Consider the following 16,623-nt stretch of genomic DNA (forward strand, 5'->3'; position numbering starts at 1 on the left):
CGCGCGGCCCGTCGTTACCTTGACGGCGAGGAGGCTCCTATCGGCGGCGCCAACAGCGCGCCGGCAACGCCGCAAACGACGCTTCCGGTCGAGTGAGCCGCCTCGGTCATCGCCCGCGTTGCATAGCTCAGCGCGTCAAGTCCGGCGGAAGAACGCTTCAGGCCTTCCGTTCCCGCGCATCAGAGCGGTTTGCCGTTTCACTGAAACGGCAAACCGCTCTATCTCTTTGTTTTGACGCTATTCCGGACGGAAAGCCGTTTCGCACCTTTCCTGGAAGTGCTTTAGCCGAGGATGGAGCCGAGCGCTTTGGCTTTGGCCTGCGTGCTACCCTTCGACCGGATGGTTCTGGCACGCGCGAGCAAAGTGGCCACCTCCTTGGTCGTCAGACCGATGGGTGGCGAGGCCTTGACCTGATCGGCCTGGCCAAGAAGTCCGTAGACCATCACAACATTGCGCTTGTGGTGCAATTGCGCGTTGGGTGCGGCGGCAATCTTCTGCACCAGCGGCAGTGCCGTGGCGGAGTTGTCCTCAAGGGCTGCCGCCAACGCCATGTTGGTCTCGACATCGAGATCGCCGGGCGCAAGTTTCAACGCTCGGGCGAAGGTCGCCTGCGCTTCGGCAGTCTGGCCGGCAAATGTCTGTGCCACGCCCAATCGGTTATAAGCGGCGCTGCTATTGACCAAAGGCGCTGCTTGTGCGAGCGCGCGCATGCCGGCCTCGATATCGCCGGCCTCTATCATCGCCGAGCCAAGCCCGAGCATCGCTTCGCCGTCGTTGGGCGCTTTTGCGAGCGCGGCCTGATAGGATTTGGCGGCATCGGCCGGGTATCCCGCCCGCATATAGGCGTCGCCGGCCTTGACGAACGCGCTCGGCTTGGCGTCCGGCATCGCTGCCGCACGCTGGTAGAGCGCTATCGCGGTACCATTGTCCCCGCGCGCATCGATATCGTCGGCAAGCTTGATCAGTCGATCCGACTGCGAGGACGGGGCTTGGGCCTTCGCGTTGATCGAGCTGGTTTTGCTCGTCTGGCAACCGGACAGCGCCAGCGTGACGGCGACTGGCAAGAATACGACATGCAACCGCATATCCACCTCTCCGTATTCAAGCCCGCCCTCACCTTACACAGAGCATCGACAGACTGGAACCACAACAGTGCGGTAAGATTGCAACATGGCCGAAGAAGCTGAGGAAAAGAAACTACCGGCTTCCGACAAGAAGCTTCGCGACGCCCGCCGCAAAGGCAAGGTTCCACAGAGCCGCGACCTCATCTCCGGCTTCACTTTTTTCGCAACGCTCGCCTATCTCTATTTTTTCTGGCCGACGCTCTTCAAGCACCTATCGGAACTCGTGCAGACCGTAACCGCGCCCGGCGGCTCGTCCGGGGATGTCAGCCTGCGCGCCATCCGTCATTCGTTCTCGCTGCTGATGCTTGCCACGCTGCCGCTGGCCGGCATCGTTGTCGTTCTCACCGCCACCTTCGGCATGCTGGGGACGTTCGGGCCGGTCTTCTCGTTCGAGCCGCTCAAGCCGCAGTTCGACTATATAAACCCGGCCAAGGGCCTCCAGAAGATCCTGTCACTTCGTAACGTCATCGAGTTCGCCAAGGGCGTGATCAAACTGGTGCTGCTGGCATGCCTTTTCGTGTTCGTGCTGATCACATGGTTGCAGCCGCTTTTCGATGCGCCGGGTTGCGGTCCGTCATGCCTGGCCCCGATGATCAAAGCAGTGCTGACGCCTCTCGGTATCGCCGCCGGCTTGGCCTTCGTCGTCATCGGCGTGATCGACGTTCCGGTTCAGCGCTGGCTATTCCTCCGCGACATGCGCATGACGACAACCGAATACAAGCGCGAGCACAAGGATCTCGAAGGAGATCCAATGATCCGCCATGAACAGCAGCGGCAGCGGCGCGAGGCGGTGATGCAACCGGCGAAGCTGGGCGTGAAAAATGCGGTCATCGTTTTCATATCCGGTGACCGGGCTGTGGCGTTGCGTTACGTCAAAGGCGAAACGCCGGTACCGACGGTCGTCGGCAAAGGCCAGGGGCGCACGGCCGAAGAGATGACGGCCCAAGCACGCCAGTCAGGTATTCCAGTGGTGGACGATGCGGCTGTCGCGGAACCACTTTTCGAGCGCGCGAACACTGGAACTTACATCGGTCAGGAGATGTTTTCCCCTGTCGTTCGCCATCTTGTCCGGTACGGCCTCACTTGAAGTAATCTCCGCTCGCCCTGGATACGAACGCCTTTTGCCGTTTGCCGACAAGCACCATGAAGCCCGGCAGCTCGGTGTCTCGAGAAAAATATTGTCCCGATGACGGCGGCTCGAGGCTTGCAATGGCGCGGTCAAGGAGGGCGAGGCGAAGGTCTGTCATGACAATTAGTACGGCATTAGTACGGCAATTGCGTCGTGTTCGATCTGGCTCGATCTGTTGGTTTGTCTACGCCACGATAGCCACGCAGTGCGAAAACAACAACAACTTGAATATGTTAGAACCAACGCAATCGTACGACGACCGGCATTGGGAAACAACAGGCAAGACCGTCTGACAAATTCCTAATCTGTAGGTCACAGGCTGGATTCCTGTCGGGATCACCACTCAGCCGGGGCTGCCCGCCGCCGGATTGGTTGCGGCGGCCGCCCGGAAGCGGGCGACGAAATCGTCGAGCGCCGGCCGTTCGGCGTCCGAGATCGCCCAGTAGGAGAAGGCGCCGTCGGTCCAATGGACCAGCAGGAACCCGCCCGCCGAGAGATCGTCCGCCACCGGCACCGATTTGGCCTCGTTCTGCCGCGGCGCCGCCACCAGGGTGATCAGATGCTCGTGGTGGCGGTAGACCAGCGCCGGCATCGGCTTGTCGCCGATCACTTCGACCCGGCCGCCAAGCAGCGCGTAGCCATCCTTGGCCATGTCGGGCGCCGGCGGCGACACGCCGATCCGGCCGTCGAGCCACGGCTTCACCGTGTGCCGGTCGGACGAGACGATGTCGACCGGGGTCGCCGCGAGCAGGCTGCGGCGATGGCCGTTGGCGACGTTGACGGCGAAACTGTCCGGCACATTTTCCACCATCAGCCATTGCGTCGCGCCGCTGGCGAGAAATGCCGTCAGCACGATCGAGGCCGCCATCTGGCGCCAGTCGAAGGAATTGAACCAGCGTGCCGAAGCGCGCGGCCGCATCTCGATGACCTTGCCCTGATGCCGTTGCGGCTGTGCCTTCACGGCTTCGGCCTGCGTGGCCTCGGCTTCGTCGGAACCTTTCACCTCGGCGATTGCCGCGATGCGCGCCAGGAAGTCCTCGCTGACGGCGGGCCGCGGCACGCCGGCGACGGCCGTGCGCAGCGCAAGGATGCGCTGATGTTCGGCGGCAAGTTCCGGATCGGCGGCGATGCGGCGCTCGACGGCAAGTGCCGCCGCGGCATCGAGCTCGCCATCTATAAGGGCATGGATCATCAGCTTCATATCCTGCGGGTCTTCCGGCAATCCGTCGTCATGCGGGCTCATGGCGCCCTCCAATGTCCGTCATCAGCAAGCTGCGCGCCCGCGCCAGCCGCGACATCACCGTGCCTTGCGGCACGCCGAGCATGGCCGCGATCTCGCGATAGCTGAGCCCGTTTATGTCGCGCAGCACCAGCGTTTCGCGAAACACCTCCGGCAGCCTCGCGATCGCTGCTTCCACCGCCGCCGAGTTGGCCTTGGCGATCAGCGCCGCCTCCGGACTGTCCGCATCCTTGTCGGGCGGCGGCGATACGTCGTCGAGATCGGCGAGGTCGCCGACGGCGACCACGCTGCGCGGACGGTTGCGCGCCATCCAGGTGTAGGAGGCATTGCGCACGATGGTGAGCAGCCAGGCACGCGGATTGCCGCCGGCAAAGCCGGCAATGCCGGCATGCGCCTTGAGGCAAGCCTCCTGCACCACATCCTCTGCATCGGCAGCGTTCCCGGTCAGCCAGCGGGCGAGCGACAGCGCGTCGCCGAGATGCGGCAGCACCACTTCGGCAAACCGCGCGGCCAGCATTCTTTCGCTCAACACCTTCCCACCGTCAGGCGCTCCCGCCAGGGCTTTGCTGCCACCTTCGGCGGGTGGCGCTGATCCGTTCCTGCTCGCGCGGGTGAAGATCGCGATTGCAGGCGAAGGCACCTGCTTTGGTGGAGGTGAAGGCATAGGTGTCACCGGAGTCAAGCATATTGGAAGAGAACGGCGCCTCGGAAAGGAACGGCGCATCGCTGGCCGCGACGAGATGCGGGATGCCGCCGTCATTGTCGTGGATCTCTTTTGTTGCGGTCACGGCCGGTGCAGGAACGGCGATGCCTGGAGCACACTGCTCCAGCCCATGCGCTCCAAGGGCTGGCGGCGGCCTGTGCCCGCAGGCTGCCGCCCGGCGTTCGTATTGTCATGATAGGCCATCTCGGTCTCCTGCAACGCCGTTGAGCGGCGCATGCCCGGAAGACCAGCGGAACCGGCGGTTTATTCCCAAGGGATCATTGGTTTCGATCACGCTGATGTGATCGATTGGCGCCGGGAGCTCAACGGCTCGCCCCGAGGTCGAGCAACCTCGCAGTGAAAGACTATCCGCACGGTCGCTGCTGATGGTGAGCGCCGACAGCGGCGCTCAGATACGCCGGCCGGTCTTGGCGTCGAACAGATGCGCCGAGGCGCGGTCGATCTCGATCGGCACGCTCTCGCCTTGCTTCAGTGCAAGCCGCTCGCGGAACAGGCAGGAGATCGCTTCCCCGCCGCAGTCGACGGTGGCGAAGATTTCCGAGCCTGTCGCCTCCATGAGCGTGACGGTGCCGGAGAGACCCTGGCCCGTTGCCCGGATATGTTCGGGGCGAATGCCGTAGACCAGTTCCCTTCCCGCGGCCTTGGTCGGCTGGATGCCTTCGGGCAGCGGCAGCGTCAGCCCGCCGGTGCTGCGGAAGATACCCTCCTCGATGCGGCCATGGATGAAGTTCATGGCGGGGGAGCCGATGAAGCCGGCAACGAACAGATTGGCCGGCCGATCGTAGAGATCGAGCGGCGCGCCGATCTGTTCGACGAGACCGTCATGCAGCACGACGATCTTGTCGGCCATGGTCATGGCCTCGATCTGGTCGTGCGTGACATAGACGGTTGTGGTGCCGAGCCGCTGATGCAGCGCCTTGATCTCGCCGCGCATCTGGACGCGCAATTTGGCGTCGAGATTGCTGAGCGGTTCGTCGAAGAGAAACACCTGAGGATCGCGCACGATGGCGCGGCCCATGGCGACGCGCTGGCGCTGGCCGCCCGAGAGCTGGCGCGGATAGCGGTCGAGCAGCTTTTCGAGGCCGAGAATGTTTGCCGCCCGCTTCACCCGGCTCGTGGTGTCGGCCGGATCGGCTTTCTTGATCCTGAGCGCGAAGCCCATATTGTCGGCCACCGTCATATGCGGATAGAGCGCGTAGTTCTGGAACACCATCGCGATGTTGCGGTCGCGCGCCCTCAGATTGTTCACCACGCGCTCGCCGATCGAGATTTTCCCGGCCGAGATCGTTTCGAGCCCGGCGATCATGCGCAGCAGCGTCGACTTCCCGCAGCCCGACGGCCCGACCAGGATGACGAACTCGCCATCGGCGATGTCGACGCTGACGTCGTTAATGATCTTGGCGGACCCAAAGGCCTTCTGCACTTTGTTGATGGTTACCGATGCCATTGCATGTCTCCACAAAAAGGGTGTCGCGGATCAGGCGCTCAGCCGCCCTTGACCGCGCCAGCGGTCAGCCCGGCGACGATCTGCCGTTGCGCGAACATGGTGAGCACGAGCACCGGCAGTGTCACCACCAGCGCCGCGGCCGCGAGCGGCCCCCAGCTCACCTGCTCGTAGGATAGCATGTTGTAGACGGCGACCGGCAAGGTCCGCGTCTCGCGGCTGGCGAGCACCACGCCGAAGACGAAGTTGTTCCACGAAAAGATGATCGACAGGATGAAGGCCACCACGATGCCGGGCTTGGCGATCGGCAGCGCCACCAGCCGGAACACCTGCCACGACGAGGCGCCGTCGATACTGGCCGCCTCTTCCAGTTCCATCGGCGTCGTCTCGAAATAGCCGATCATCACCCAGACCACGATCGGCACCGTCACCACCAGATGGATGATGATCTGCGGCCACAGCGTGCCGAGGATGCCCAGCCACTGGAACAAGAGGAACAGCGGGATGAGATAGGAAAGCCCCGGCGTCATGCGCGCGATCATGATGACGATCGCCGAGCGCTCCGCCTTGAGCCTGGCGATGCCGTAGCCGGCCGGCACGCCGATCAGCAGCGCGAGCAGCGTCGCCGTGCCGGTGACCAGCACCGAGTTCCAGAGATAGAGCAGGAAATTGTTTTCCTCGAACACTTTCGCGTAGTTCGACCAGGCGAAGCGCTCGGGGATCAGGATCGGCGGGTAGGCGCCGTTGTCGATCTCGAATTTCAGCGACAGCGAGACCATCCAGAGGAAGAACAGGATCGCCGGCGAGACGAGTACCAGCGCCGCGAAGAACAGTCCTATCTTGTTGAGCAGCCGCGAGCCCATCTATTTGCCCTCCGCGTCGACCCATTGCGAGCGCTGGCGCAGCATCAGGAGGATGAAGGAGAGCGCCACGATAACGATGAAGAAGACCACGGCCATGGCCGAGCCATAGCCCATGTCGTAGTAGGAGAAGGCGGTATTGTAGAGATAGATGTTGATCGTCTCCGACGCCGTGCCGGGCCCGCCCTGCGTCATCGCGTAGATGATGTCGAAGCTCTTCAGCGCATCGATCGTGCGGATGATCACCGCAATCATCAGGAACGGCGCGATCATCGGCAAGGTGAGATAGCGGAACTGCTGCCAGGCATTGGCGCCGTCGATCTCGGCGCTCTCGAACGGCTCGCGCGGCACCGACGCCAGCCCGCCCAGCACGATCAGCATCACAAGCGGCGTCCATTGCCAGGTCTCGACCGCGACCAGCGAAGGAATGACCGTGTTGGCGTTGAAGATCCACTCCTGCGCCGGAACGCCGACCAGCGAGAGCAGATAGTTGAGCACGCCGAGCTGCGGGTGGAACATCATCGTCCAGACAAGTGCCACGGCAACCGGCGTCGCCATCATCGGCATCACGAAGACACCGCGCAGCAGGCCGCGCAATGGAAACCTGGCGTCGAAGATCAGGGCCGCAACAGTGCCGAAGAACATCGGCGCGATCACCGACAGGAACGTGTAGGTCAAGGTGTGCCAGAGCGATTCCCAGAAACGCGGATCGCTCGCCAGGCGCAGGTAATTTTCCATACCGGCAAAGCTTCGCGACTGGCCGAGCGTCCAGCTGTTGATGCTCATCCACAGCGTGAAGGCCCAGGGAAAGACGATCACGGCGCCGACGACGACGAGCGCCGGAATGACGAAAGGCCAGTAGTTGGGAGCCAGCCGGAGCGGCTGGCCCTCTTCCATGGCTTGCGTCGTCACCCCTGCGCGTTCCGGGGCGATGGCGGACATCAGCCTTGCTCGCTCCTGTCGAGAACCGGCTGGAACTGCTCGGTGGCCTTCTTCAGCTCGTCGGCGGGGTCGGCACCGGCAATCATGTTGGTCAGCGCCACGCCATAAATGTCGCGGAACTCGGTGACCGGAATGATGACCGGCAGCGCCAGCCGACTGATGTTGCCGGAGCCGACCACGGCATCCAGCCAGCTCGGCGGCATGGTGACGCCCTCGCGCACCTTGGGGTCTTCCAGCACGGATTTGCGAAACGGCACGCCAGCGCCAGCCTGCAGCAGCCGCGCGCCCATGGCAGGCGATACCGCCCACTGGCAGAACAGATACGCCGCTTCCTTCTTCGTGCTGGCGGAGGTCACGCCGATGCCATCGCCGAAAGTGCCCGCGGCATGCGCCTTGGGACCTTTCGGCATGACACCGTAGCCGACCTTGCCGACCACCCGCGACTTTTCCGGATTTTCCATCGGCGGCGCGAAGCCGACGCCATCGAACCACATGCCGATCTTGCCCTGCAGGAAGGCAGACTGCGCCTCGGCCCAGTTGAAGCCGGTGACGCCGGGAGGTGCCGCCTTGGTCATCAGCCGCTGGTAAAGGCTGGCGGCTTCGATCGCCTCCGGCGACGTGGTGCGCAGCTTGCCGTCGCTACCGAGCGGCGTCATGTCATAGCCCAGCATCAGCGACGTCCACACCGGCGTGTTGGCGTTCTTCAGGCCGCGGGCGACGAAGCCGAACGTGTTGCTGGACGGGTCGGTCAGCGCTTCGGCGGCGGCCACCAGCTGCTCGAAGCTCTCGGGATATTTCACCCCCTTGGCGTCGAACAGTTCCTTGTTCCAGTAAAGGATCCAGTAGTCGACCGAGAACGGCAGCGAGCGCAGCACGCCCTGGCCGTCCTTGGCGAACTGCATGCCGGCCTCGGCGAAGTCGCTTTCGACCAGCCTCGGATCGGTGAGGCCGGGATCGGCAAGGTAGCCGGAAATGTCGGCCAGCCAGCCGCCCTTCTCGAACTGCCGCTTCTGCACATGGTAGCTCAGATGCACCACGTCGAAGCTTGGCTTGCCGGAGCTGAGCTCGATCACCGTCTTCTGACGCTGCTGCTGCTCGGGCGTCGCCTCCGCGTTGACCTTGATGCCGGTCAGCTCCTCGAATTCTGCGAGATTTTTCAAAATGGTGTCGCTGCGCGGGCTCTTTACCAGATTGACGTCGAGCGTCGTCCCGGCAAAGCGCTTCCAGTCGACGCCCGCCGCGAAGCTCGGACGAAGGCCGGCAAGACCAGCTGCGGCAAGGGCAGCGGTTCTCTGGAGCAATTGCCTCCTGGTTGGATTGAACGGATTGGACGACATCTCTTCCTCCCGGTTGTTGTCGTTTCGATTGCGCCGCGACGATTGTGGCGCGGTCCTGCTTCCTCAAATCTGGAGTGCCAGCCGGCGCGCATTGTCGATGTGCTGACTGATCGCCTCGACCGCCTTCTGCGGATCGCGTTTCTCCAGCGCTTCGATCACCGCGAGATGCTCGCGCATGACCGGCACGACGCGACCGTCGATGCGGAACCGCTCCTGGTGGATCAGCCTGATCTTCACCGAATTGACCAGGTAGGCCTTGGCGATGATCTCGTTGCCCAGCGCGCTGATGAAGGTGTCATGCATGGCCCAGTCGATACTCTGGGCCTTGGCTTCCATCTCCGGCGTCGGCGTCTGCGCCAACGCCTGGGCGAGCATGTCCTCGTGTTCGCGCCGCAGGCGGGCAATCTCGGCGTCGGAAGCGCTGACGGCAAACAGCGCGACCGCCTCGCGCTCCATGAACAGTCGGAATTGGAAGGCCTCGCGGATCAGGCTGATGTCGATATGGGCGATCTGCATGCCGCGCTGCGGAATCGTGGTCAGCAGCCCTTCCGCCTCGAGCCGCGGCACGATCTCGCGGATGGCGCCGAGCGGCAGGCCGGTGAAGGCAACCAGTTCGCGCTGCGATACGAACTGGCCGGGCCTCAGGTCACGGGCCAGCAGATGCCGCGTGAAGCTGGCATAGGCCTTTTCCCTTAGGGTTGCCGGTTCGCTCGTCTCGTCCATGCCGATCAGCGTCCTCCGCCGCTCACGCCGCTTGTGTCGAAAACAGCCTGTCGTAAGCGGCGCCAAGCTGCTGCCGCTCCGATAGCGCGACCGGCTCGAGCGGCGGCCGAACCGTCAGCCAGCGTTCGTCGCCGGTCTGGCGCGCCACCATCGCCTTCACCGCCGGGATGACCGGATGCCTGAGCAATTCGACGACGAAACGTTCCACACGGGAATCGTCGCGTCCGCTCTCGACGATGGCGCGAAGCTCACCGGCGGCGAAGTTGGCCATGCCGGAAATCGCGCCCTGGCCACCGATCCGCACCGCCGGCGCCAGATGCCGCTCATCCCCGATCAGGATGATCAGGTCGCCATGCGCCTTGAGCAGCGCTGCGCTGTAGGCCCAGTCGCCGCCGGAATCCTTAACTCCGGCGACCACGCCCGGATAGGCCTTGCGCAGCCGGCCGATCAGGTCGAGCGACAGACGCACCGTCGTGACCGAGGGGATGTTGTAGAGCAGCATGCCGCGGGCGAGCGGGCCGAGCGCGCCAAACACAGCTGCAAACCAGCCGAACAGCCCGTCGTCGCCGACATTCTTGAAGTAGCTCGGCGGCGCGAGCAGGATGTTGCGGGCGCCGCGCTGCAAGGCCTGGCGGCACTGCTCCGCGGCGTCGTCCGCTGCGTCGACAAGCACGCCGGCAACGATCTGATCGGCCGAGACACCTACCGCAAGCAGGGCATCGATGACCGCCGGCCGTTCCGCCGTACCGACGGAAGCGCCTTCGCCGGTGGTGCCGAACAACGTCACGCTGCTGCAGCCGGCATCGAGACAGGCCTGGGCATGCGCGGTCATCAGCGCGATGGCAATCCGCCCGGCTGCATCAAACGGGGTGGTGAGGGCAACCGACAGACCAAAGCGCGAAGCCACCTGCAAAGCCTCCAATTCATCAACTTGCGCGCAGCCGTATCATACTAACATGTTAGTTGTAAACAGACTGATCGATCACCCCTGGCTGCGGGCGGAAACAATTCAGAATGCCTGCAGAGCAAGCCCTGCCAACGCAGATGCCGCGAGCGTCGGCAGCATGCCGGCTTTCAGCCTGAGCATGGCGATCATCGCCGCCGCCGACAGCAGCGCGGCACGCCAGTCGAGCGAGGACAGGACCGGAACCTCGACGCCCCAGCCGACACTCTCGACCTTGCCGAAGACGACATGCAGCGCGAACCACAGCGCAAGGTTCATCACCACGCCGACGACGGCCGCCGTGATCGCGCCGAGCGCCGCCGACAGCACCTTGTTCTGCCGCAACTGCTCGATGTAGGGCGCGCCCAGGAATATCCAGAAGAAGCAAGGCACGAAGGTGGCCCACAGCGTCAGCGCCGCCCCCAGCGATCCCGCAAGCAATGGGCTGATCGCCCCCGCATGGCGATAGGCGGCGGCGAAGCCGACGAACTGCAGCACCAGGATCAGCGGCCCGGGCGTTGTCTCGGCAAGTCCGAGCCCGTCGACCATCTCGCCCGGCGCCAGCCAGCCGAACGAGGTCACCGCGGCTTGCGCGACATAGGCCAGAACCGCATAGGCGCCGCCGAAGGTGACGACGGCCATCAGGCTGAAGAAGCCGCCGATCTGCGCCCACACGCTGGCCGGCCCCGCCAGCGCGGCGATCAGCGTCACCGGTCCGAGCCAGAGCGGCAGCCAGATCGCGATGATGCGGGCCGCATGCCATCGCGTCGGCACGGTGTGGCCGAGCTCGCCGCGTTCGAACATCAGATCGACCACGCCGTGGCTGTCGGCAGCGGCGCTGCCCTTGCCGTGCGCCGAGCCCGAAAACAGGCTCGGCGCAAAGCGGCTGCCGATCCAGCCGATCAGGCCTGCCGCAAGCACGATCAGCGGGAACGGCAGCTTGGCGACATAGATGGCCAGGAAGGCCGCCACCGCGATCGCCACCATGACCCGGTTCTTCAGCGCGCGCTTGCCGATGCGGATCACCGCTTCGACGACGACGGCGAGCACCGCCGCCTTGATGCCGAAGAACAACGCCTCGATGACCGGCGCATCATTGTAGAGCATGTAGAAGCTGCTCAAGGCGAGCATCACCAGCGCGCCGGGCAGCACGAACAATGTTCCGGCGACGAGGCCGCCGGCCGTCCGGTGCAGCAGCCAGCCGACATAGACGGCAAGCTGTTGCGCTTCTGGGCCCGGCAATAGCATGCAGTAGTTGAGCGCGTGGAGGAAACGCTCCTCGCCGATCCAGCGGCGCTCCTCGACCAGCTCCTTGTGCATCAGCGCGATCTGCCCGGCCGGCCCGCCGAAGGAGAGCAGGCCGATCTTTGCCCAAAGCCGCGTCGCCTCGCGAAAGGTCGGCGCGGCCGGGACCGCGGCCGGCGGCGCCGTGTCGTCTTTGGCAAGCACGGTCATTGTGCCTTACCCCCGACGGGCCAGTTATGCGTCTCGTCGGTAGCGTCGCGGCACCAGCGGAAGAAGGCGTCGTAGAGGAGCATGCCCGCGTCGAGCTGTTCGAGGTCGTCGCGGAACATGCGCGACAGGCCGAGCGAAGCGGCGAGGAACCCCGCCGCCTGCGGCACGAGGTCGAGGCGAGCCGTATCCGCCCCGCGCACGATCAGCGCCAGACGATCGAGCGCCTCGGAGCGCAGCCCGAATTCCTCGATCATCGTGTCGAAGGTGCAGCGCTCTCCACGATGGCTCCAGAACACGCCTTCGATGTCGAAGGGAACCGCCGCGAAGCGCTCGGCCACCAGAGGCACCTCGGCCGGGTCGACGAACAGGAATACGGCGCCGGGATCGACGAAGCGGCGGATCAGCCACGGGCAGGCGATGCGGTCGACCTTCGGCCGGGAACGGGTGACCCAGACGGTGCGGCCGCTCTCGTCGCGGGACGGGACCGCGCTGGCTCTGACCAGCGGCGCCTCGGCCTCGGCCCAGGCTTCGAAGCCGCCTTCGAGCGATTCCGCCGCAATGCCTTCATGGCGCAGCCATGCCGCCACGCCTTGCGAGAGCTTCTGTCCCCGCTGGCAGATGACGACGACTTTCGATCCGGAGAACTCGGCCGCCCAGGTCGAGACGGCTCTGAAGTCGCGCCGGTAACAAGCCGGCAGCAGGCGCGCATCGGCTTCATAATCCTCATCGATACGCACGTCGATGAGAACCGGCGCATCCGGCAGGCCGACGAGACGGGAAAGCTGCGGAACGGTAATTGCGGTTGTTGACGGCATGGCGTCCACCTCCTGTAGGAAGAGAGTTTGGACGCGATCGTTGGGCTGACGCCTCACGGGGTCGTCGCGGGGAACCCCTTGGCAGGATGCTGGAACGGCCTCAGCCAATTGTCAAGGAAGACGACGCTTCCGCCACGCCTTCCCTTTGAGAACACCCTTGCGCTTTACTGCGCCGTCCAGCCGCCATCCATCGGCAGGGTCGTGCCGGTCATCTGCCTGGCGGCGTCCGAGCACAGAAACAGGGTCAGTGCCGCGAGCTCCTCGACGGTGACGAACTCCTTGGTCGGCTGCGCGGCTAAAAGCACGTCGTGCTTGACCTGCTCCTCGGTCATGCCGCGCGCCTTCATCGTGTCGGGGATCTGCTTCTCGACCAGCGGCGTCCAGACATAGCCGGGAGCGATCGCATTGACGGTGATGCCGTCCTGCGCGACTTCCAGCGCGACCGTCTTGGTAAGGCCGGCAATGCCGTGCTTGGCCGAGACATAGGCCGACTTGAACGGCGAGGCGACCAGCGCGTGCGCCGAAGCGGTGTTGATGATCCGGCCCCATTTGCGGCTCTTCATGCCGGGCAGCACCGCCTTGATGGCATAGAAGGCGGCAAGCAGGTTGATGCGGATGATGGCTTCCCACTTGTCGTCGGGAAACTCGTCGATCGGCGCGACATGCTGGATGCCGGCATTGTTGACCAGTATGTCGAGGCTGCCGAATGCCTCTTCCGCTTCGTGGATCATGGCGGTCACCGCCGCGCCGTCCATCATGTTGGCGTCCGAGTAGCGGCACTTGACGCCGAAATCCTTCTCGATGCCGGCGCGCTCCGCTTCGATCGCCGCGGCATCGCCCAGGCCGTTGATGGTGACATTGGCGCCCTCGGCGGCAAAGGCGCGGGCGATTGCCAGGCCGATGCCGCTGGTCGAGCCGGTGACGAGCGCATTCTTCGAAGACAGGGAACCCATAAAAAATCTCGCGAGAGGTGGAGGGAACCTAGGGCACATAGTTTGTGCGCCGCAGCATGACAATGCCATGGCCATATGTCGCTGCGATTACAATGTTGTGATGCTGTCCGAGAGCCATGAATCTGGCGCTCAAGCACCGTGACATGGCACTGTCATGGTGCCGTGCAACATAATCCTCCTGCGCGTATCGCGCGTGTCATTCCTAAACCGATGGGTGAATAGCATGGATATCGCCGCTGTCGTGAAGCGCGCCTATGCGATGCCGCTCACCAACCCGTCCTTCCCGCCCGGGCCCTACCGTTTCTTCGACCGCGAATACATCATCATCACCTACCGCACGACGCGCGACGCGCTGGAGGCGGTGGTGCCGGCGCCGCTCGAGATCGACGAGCCGCTGGTCAAGTACGAGTTCATCCGCATGCCGGATTCGACGGGCTTCGGCGACTATACCGAGACCGGTCAAGTCATTCCCGTGCGCTATAAGGGCCAGCATGGCGGCTACGTCCATTCCATGTATCTCGACGACGATGCGCCGATCGCCGGCGGCCGCGAGCTCTGGGGCTTCCCGAAGAAGCTCGCCAGCCCTAAGATCGTGCATGAGGGCGAAGTGGTGGTGGGCACTCTCCACTATGGCAGCGTTCTGTGCGCCACCGGCACGATGGGCTACAAGCACCGCCAGGCCGACCACGATTCCGTGCTCGCCTCGCTCGCCGCGCCCAACTTCCTGATCAAGATCATCCCGCATGTCGACGGCAGCCCGCGCATTTGCGAGCTGGTGCGCTACTACCTCACCGACGTGACGCTGAAGGAAGCCTGGACCGCCCCGGCAGCGCTCGACCTTCGGCCCCATGTCATGGCCGATGTTGCGAAGCTGCCGGTGCTCGAAGTGGTCTCGGCCGTCCACTTCATAGCCGATCTGACGCTTGGGCTCGGCGAAGTCGTCCATGACTATCTCGCTGACCAGTCGGCAGCCAGCGCAATCCAGCGGGAGAAGGCTCGTGCTTGAACGCACCCGCAACAAGGCCATCGACGCCACCATCCAGGAAATCGCGCAGCAATATGACCGCGTCGCCCTGGTGTTCCAGGGCGGCGGCGCGCTAGGCGCCTATCAGGCCGGAGTCTATCAGGCGCTTTCCGACGCCGGCTGCGAGCCGACCTGGCTCTCCGGCGTGTCGATCGGCGCGATCAACGCCTCGATCATTGCCGGCAACGAGCCGAGCCGGCGCCTGCAGCGGCTCGAACAGTTCTGGCAGACGGTCTCCGGCCGCAAGATCTGGGCCTATACGCCCGAAGGCGACATCTACCGCGACATCCGCAACCGCACCTCGTCGTGGATGACGATGACCATGGGCCAGCCTGGCTTCTTCAAGCCGCGCAATCCCAACCCGTGGTTCCAGCCGCCGGGCGCAGACGGCGCAACCAGCTTCTACGACACCGCCGAGTTGAAGGACACGCTGGAGAGCTTGATCGACTTCAACGTGCTGAACGACGGCAGGAAGCGGCTGAGCGTCGGCGCAGTCAATGTGAGGACCGGCAACTTCGTCTATTTCGACACCGACAAGGTGCGCATCGGGCCGGAGCACATCATGGCGAGCGGCGCGCTGCCGCCGGCCTTCCCGTCGATTCGCATCGAGGGCGAGTATTACTGGGACGGCGGCATCGTCTCCAACACGCCGCTGCAGTACCTGCTTGACCAGGAAGAGGACCGCTCCTCGTTGGTCTTCCAGGTCGATCTGTTCAGCGCCCGCGGCGCGCTGCCGCGCGGCCTGGCCGACGTGCTGTCGCGCCACAAGGACATCATGTATTCGAGCCGCACGCGCCAGAACACCGACAATTTCCAGCGCATCCATGCGCTCAAGATGAAGCTGCTCGACGCCCTCAAGCGCGTTCCGCCGGAACTGCTGAAGGAGGGCGAGAGGGAGCTGATCGCCGACTATTCCGACGCCGGCGTGGTCAACATCGTCCACCTGATCTACCAGCACAAAGGCTATGAGGGCCACGCCAAGGACTATGAGTTCTCGGGCACCTCGATGCGCGAGCACTGGGAGATGGGCCTGGAGGACACCGAGCGCACGCTGCGCCACAAGCAATGGCTGATGCTGCCGACCAATGTCGAGGGCGTCGCCATCCACGACCTGCATCGCGAAGACCCGACCTGACATTTGCGTCCAGGAGAAGCGGAGCAATCTTACGCCCGCGAACGGAATCCTTCGCCGGTTTTGGTCAAACCGACGCCGCGCATCGTGCCTATCACGAGCGCTGCCCGACATGCGCGACAAGGACGCGCTCCGCCTGGCCGTCACCATGAGTTCCGCGGCAGCTTTGCGAAACTACAGTGCAAACACGTAGGCACGCCTTCACGCCGTCGAGCAAGCTCTGCCGGACTGTGAAGTTCTTCTTCATGGCCTATCAACATTGTCGCGAATATCAGCTCGCGGAAAGCAGGCGTACATCTGAGCGCAGGCAAATGCGCTAGGCTCAATGGAGTGCCGCTGATGACCGTCGAAGCTGTTTCCCCTGCTATCGTTCCATCGCGTGACGCCTGGCGCGGCCTGCTCTGGTTTGCGCCGCTCACGGCGCTGTGGCTCCTGGTGATGTACAGGTGGCCGACGATCCCGGCCAGCGGCGTTCCGACCACGGCCCACCAGCTCGCAACCCACGGGCTAATCGCGCTAGGATTGTGGCTCGGCCTCGAACACACGAGCCTGACGCCAGCTCAACGTCGCGCGACCTGGTTGGCGATCATGATCCCGGACACGCTGTGGCTCGCTGTCGCCTGGAGCGCCGCGATCAATGGTGTCTTCCATCCGGACACCTCGTCTTTGCCGGTGTTGCCATCGGCGATCCTCGTGCCCGTGCTCATCAGCGCGCCGCTGTTGCTGTTCTCGAAGCGGATCGGGCAGGTGCTAGTGGTTCTCGCCTGACATAAGAGTC

Annotated in this window: 18 protein-coding genes; 4 read left to right on the forward strand and 14 right to left on the reverse strand. The window is 64.2% G+C overall.

Annotated elements, in window-relative coordinates; genetic code table 11:
- Positions 1-281 precede the first annotated feature (281 nt).
- Positions 282-887, reverse strand: coding sequence for a tetratricopeptide repeat protein (locus DH10_RS15550; protein ID WP_246506279.1), 606 nt, complete (start codon positions 885-887; stop codon positions 282-284).
- A gap of 283 nt (positions 888-1,170) precedes the next feature.
- Between DH10_RS15550 and DH10_RS15555 the strand changes: the two genes are divergently transcribed.
- Positions 1,171-2,211 (forward strand): EscU/YscU/HrcU family type III secretion system export apparatus switch protein, encoded by a 1,041-nt coding sequence (locus DH10_RS15555; protein WP_192251723.1) that lies wholly within the window; start codon positions 1,171-1,173, stop codon positions 2,209-2,211.
- Between the two features lie 385 nt (positions 2,212-2,596).
- On the opposite strand, the gene DH10_RS15560 is transcribed toward DH10_RS15555, so the two are convergent.
- From DH10_RS15560 to DH10_RS15615, 13 genes are all read right to left on the reverse strand, one after another.
- Positions 2,597-3,496: an anti-sigma factor family protein gene (locus DH10_RS15560; protein WP_192251726.1), complete on the reverse strand. Its 900-nt coding sequence runs from the start codon at positions 3,494-3,496 to the stop codon at positions 2,597-2,599.
- On the reverse strand, positions 3,483-4,010 hold the full coding sequence (locus DH10_RS15565) for a sigma-70 family RNA polymerase sigma factor (RefSeq protein ID WP_192251729.1): 528 nt from the start codon (positions 4,008-4,010) through the stop codon (positions 3,483-3,485). The genes DH10_RS15560 and DH10_RS15565 overlap by 14 nt, the downstream gene beginning before the upstream one ends.
- A gap of 25 nt (positions 4,011-4,035) precedes the next feature.
- Entirely contained in the window at positions 4,036-4,281 is a 246-nt protein-coding gene (locus DH10_RS15570; RefSeq protein ID WP_192251732.1) for a cupredoxin domain-containing protein, read from the reverse strand.
- Positions 4,278-4,400: a hypothetical protein gene (locus DH10_RS37630; protein ID WP_281396789.1), complete on the reverse strand. Its 123-nt coding sequence runs from the start codon at positions 4,398-4,400 to the stop codon at positions 4,278-4,280. Before DH10_RS37630 ends, DH10_RS15570 begins: the two co-directional genes overlap by 4 nt.
- A gap of 205 nt (positions 4,401-4,605) precedes the next feature.
- Positions 4,606-5,664 (reverse strand): ABC transporter ATP-binding protein, encoded by a 1,059-nt coding sequence (locus DH10_RS15575; protein ID WP_192251734.1) that lies wholly within the window; start codon positions 5,662-5,664, stop codon positions 4,606-4,608.
- Positions 5,665-5,702: 38 nt separating this feature from the next.
- Entirely contained in the window at positions 5,703-6,524 is an 822-nt protein-coding gene (locus DH10_RS15580; RefSeq protein ID WP_192251737.1) for a carbohydrate ABC transporter permease, read from the reverse strand.
- The gene (locus tag DH10_RS15585) at positions 6,525-7,463 is read right to left on the reverse strand and encodes a carbohydrate ABC transporter permease (RefSeq protein ID WP_192251740.1); all 939 of its coding nucleotides are present in this window, start codon (positions 7,461-7,463) and stop codon (positions 6,525-6,527) included.
- Positions 7,463-8,800, reverse strand: a complete 1,338-nt coding sequence (locus DH10_RS15590; RefSeq protein WP_192251743.1) for an ABC transporter substrate-binding protein — start codon at positions 8,798-8,800, stop codon at positions 7,463-7,465. Before DH10_RS15590 ends, DH10_RS15585 begins: the two co-directional genes overlap by 1 nt.
- A 63-nt stretch (positions 8,801-8,863) precedes the next feature.
- Positions 8,864-9,523, reverse strand: a complete 660-nt coding sequence (locus tag DH10_RS15595) for a GntR family transcriptional regulator (protein WP_192251746.1) — start codon at positions 9,521-9,523, stop codon at positions 8,864-8,866.
- Between the two features lie 22 nt (positions 9,524-9,545).
- The gene (locus DH10_RS15600) at positions 9,546-10,430 is read right to left on the reverse strand and encodes a dihydrodipicolinate synthase family protein (RefSeq protein WP_192251748.1); all 885 of its coding nucleotides are present in this window, start codon (positions 10,428-10,430) and stop codon (positions 9,546-9,548) included.
- A 102-nt stretch (positions 10,431-10,532) separates the two neighbouring features.
- Positions 10,533-11,921 (reverse strand): chromate efflux transporter, encoded by a 1,389-nt coding sequence (gene chrA, locus DH10_RS15605; RefSeq protein ID WP_192251753.1) that lies wholly within the window; start codon positions 11,919-11,921, stop codon positions 10,533-10,535.
- Complete coding sequence (locus DH10_RS15610) at positions 11,918-12,736, reverse strand: chromate resistance protein ChrB domain-containing protein (protein ID WP_192251757.1); 819 nt, start codon at positions 12,734-12,736, stop codon at positions 11,918-11,920. The genes chrA and DH10_RS15610 overlap by 4 nt, the downstream gene beginning before the upstream one ends.
- Positions 12,737-12,900: 164 nt before the next feature.
- Positions 12,901-13,689, reverse strand: coding sequence for a 3-hydroxybutyrate dehydrogenase (locus DH10_RS15615; protein WP_192251760.1), 789 nt, complete (start codon positions 13,687-13,689; stop codon positions 12,901-12,903).
- A 223-nt stretch (positions 13,690-13,912) separates the two neighbouring features.
- On the opposite strand from DH10_RS15615, the gene DH10_RS15620 reads away from it, so the two are divergent.
- The 3 genes from DH10_RS15620 (at position 13,913) to DH10_RS15630 (ending at position 16,613) form a co-directional block, all read left to right on the forward strand.
- On the forward strand, positions 13,913-14,695 hold the full coding sequence (locus DH10_RS15620; RefSeq protein ID WP_192251763.1) for an acetoacetate decarboxylase: 783 nt from the start codon (positions 13,913-13,915) through the stop codon (positions 14,693-14,695).
- The gene (locus tag DH10_RS15625) at positions 14,688-15,848 is read left to right on the forward strand and encodes a patatin-like phospholipase family protein (RefSeq protein WP_192251766.1); all 1,161 of its coding nucleotides are present in this window, start codon (positions 14,688-14,690) and stop codon (positions 15,846-15,848) included. The genes DH10_RS15620 and DH10_RS15625 overlap by 8 nt, the downstream gene beginning before the upstream one ends.
- Before the next feature lie 336 nt (positions 15,849-16,184).
- Positions 16,185-16,613 (forward strand): hypothetical protein, encoded by a 429-nt coding sequence (locus tag DH10_RS15630; protein ID WP_210327797.1) that lies wholly within the window; start codon positions 16,185-16,187, stop codon positions 16,611-16,613.
- The last annotated feature ends 10 nt before the right edge of the window (positions 16,614-16,623 follow it).

The organism is Mesorhizobium silamurunense, assembly GCF_014843825.1.
Lineage (GTDB): Bacteria > Pseudomonadota > Alphaproteobacteria > Rhizobiales > Rhizobiaceae > Mesorhizobium > Mesorhizobium silamurunense.